The 2816-nt window shown below is 37.3% G+C and carries 3 protein-coding genes; all 3 read left to right on the top strand.

From position 1 onward, the window contains the following. The coding region (locus tag AFK68_RS03195; protein ID WP_246843970.1) for a transposase at positions 1–1158 on the top strand (1158 nt) is incomplete at its 5' end. A gap of 27 nt (positions 1159–1185) precedes the next feature. Continuing rightward, entirely contained in the window at positions 1186–1809 is a 624-nt protein-coding gene (locus AFK68_RS03200) for a hypothetical protein (protein WP_094671568.1), read from the top strand. 152 nt (positions 1810–1961) lie between these two features. Further along, positions 1962–2414: a PPC domain-containing protein gene (locus AFK68_RS44115; RefSeq protein WP_143437471.1), complete on the top strand. Its 453-nt coding sequence runs from the start codon at positions 1962–1964 to the stop codon at positions 2412–2414. Positions 2415–2816: the final 402 nt, after the last annotated feature.

Consider the following 2816-nt stretch of genomic DNA (forward strand, 5'->3'; position numbering starts at 1 on the left):
AAAGGTGACAAACATCCCAACATAATAAATGGTTATGTAGCTTGGGAAACAGTACAGTTAGCCAACTTAGCACAAACTAAAAAACTCTTCGGTGAATACAAGTCCATCCACTCCCAGGTATTGCAAGATGTGATCCAGCGCGTACAAACTACTATGGATAACTTTACCTTACCTGATAAAAACGGTAAAACCAGTGGCAGACCTAAATTCAAGGGGAAATATTATTATAATTCCTTCAGCTATCCTCAGTTATCAAATACCAACAACATTGTCAAAAATGCCAATGGTCGGTATTGTATCAATTTACCAAAGATTGGCTTAGTCCCTTTAGTATACAATCGCTCAATACCAGTAGGATTCAAGATTAAGACAGGTACAGTAGTACGCGCGGCAGACGGATGGTATATTAGTTTCACCATAGAAGATAAAAGTGTACCTGTAGAGGCAGGAGAAATTCAGCCCACCTTGGAAAACTCAAAGGGTATTGATTTAGGGTTGTTGCACTATGCTGTTACCAGTGATGGTGAGTTTATAGAAGTGCCTAAGTTTTTCAGATTCTCTGAGTATCGCTTGTCTAAACTACAAGTAAGATTAGCTAAAAAACCAAAACATTCTCAGAGTTGGAAAATTCTCAAAGGTAAAATAGGTAGACTCCATCAACTAATAGCTAGACAACGTTTGGATTGGCAATTCAAGCTAGCTTATCACTTGTTTTCAGATGTAAGTGTGATTTTTGTAGAAGATTTGCAAATAGCAAATTTAGTCAGACGTTGCCAAGCCAAATTAGGGAACAATGGTCAATTCTTACCCAATGGTCAATCAGCCAAGTCAGGATTGAATAAGTCTTTACAGGATGCAGCATTTGGCCAGTTTGTTCAGATTCTAGAGTATGTAGCCTGGAAACTAGGCAAGAGAATGATCAAAGTAGACCCAAAAGGTACATCTCAACATTGTTGGGAGTGTTTGAACAGGGTTTCTAAAAGCTTATCAGAGCGCTGGCATTCATGCCCTAAATGTGGTCAAGAGCTTGATAGGGACTATAACTCAGCCCTTCTGATACAAAAAATCGGATTATTATCAACACAGGGGGAGGACATCACCTCTGTAAAAACAGCGGTCAGGGTTTCCCTGGCTGAAGAATCCCGCGTTGTCCCGTAAGGGGAACGTCGGGAGTATGTCAAGATAATGTTAACTATTGAGACTCTATTTGATGAAAATTTTTATTTGGCTTTAAACCCCGATGTTCTAGATGAAGTTGCTGCGGGAAATTTCAGTAGTGGATTGGAACATTTTCTCAATGTCGGTCAATTTGAAAATAGAGACCCCAATGCTTTATTTGATACTAGCTTTTATCTAGAAACTAATACTGGTATTGCTGCTGCTGTTCAAGAGGGTAGGCTAACTGCAGTAGAGCATTTTCTTGAGTTTGGTCAATTTGAAAATCGCGACCCTAGTCCCGTTTTTAATACGGCTTTTTATGTCTCAAATCCTGAATTTGCTGCAACATTAGAATCAGCAAATTTAACTCCTTTTGAACATTTTGTTAGGTTTGGTCAATTTGAATTTCGTGACCCTAGTTTTTTATTTGATACAGGGTTTTATCTTACTGAAAATCCTGATGTAGTGGAATTATTAAATAATGGTATATTTGCTAGTGCAATTCAACATTATATTGTAGCCGGATTGCCACAAAATCGTTTGAGTACGCCTCCAGATTTTAGAGATGATTTATTGAATCTTACTGATAAAAAAGGTGTCCGAAAAGACAAACACCGAATTGACCCTGGACAACTTCCGCAAGGTCTTTAACGCCTCCGAGTTCTGGAGCGTGATGAAGGTCACCATCTACTACACGGTCTTCGGTACCGGCGGCGCCCTGGTCCTCGGCCTCTTCGCCGCGCTGCTAAAAAACCGCCGAAAAATATTATTTGGATAGTGCTTTTAAAAGAANTCCTGATGTAGTGGAATTATTAAATAATGGTATATTTGCTAGTGCAATTCAACATTATATTGTAGCCGGATTGCCACAAAATCGTTTGAGTACGCCTCCAGATTTTAGAGATGATTTATTGAATCTTACTGATAATTTAGGTGTTTTAGGAAGCGCAGAAGTTAATGATTTTGTTAGTAGTGGAAATCCCACAGATATTTATAGTTTTATTTTGAATAATCCTAGTAGTTTAGATATAGTTTTAGGTAGTTTGAGTGGAGATGCAGATATAGAATTAATTGAAGATATTAATAATAATGGAGTCGCAGAAGCTTTAGAGGTTTTTGCCGAGTCGAGAAATGTTGGTAATGTTGATGAGAGAATAGTTGTTGATTCCTTGCCAGAAGGTAATTATTTTGTCAGAGTTTCTCAATTTGATAGTGATACAAATTATTCCTTGTCTTTAGAAGCTAATCCAATTTAGGTTTAATAATTCAGCATTCAGCTATTACAAGCAGAAATAAATATTGAAAAACTTCAAAGAATTAAAAGTATGGAGAAAAGCTCATCAGTTAACCTTAGTCGTTTTATTCAAAAGGAAAGGATGAGTTGAGAGCTAAGAGCTGAATGCTTACATTTCGGTCAAGTTTTCTTCATCAGAAATATTTTTGATAAACTTGCAATTAAAATAGAGATGTTGGGTACAACGTCTCTATTTATTTTTTATATCAAATCCCGTAGAATCATAATTAGATGGTTAATCTAGGAGTCATATAGAATCTTTTCGGATAATTTTTTTTCTCAAAAACCTTGCTATATTTGATTAGGTGGAAGAGGGACGTTGCATAAGGGCGTCCGTACGGGAGTGTGGGAGGTGTGGGGAAGG

Origin of the sequence: Hydrocoleum sp. CS-953, assembly GCF_002260545.1 — a bacterium.
Lineage (GTDB): Bacteria > Cyanobacteriota > Cyanobacteriia > Cyanobacteriales > Microcoleaceae > Trichodesmium.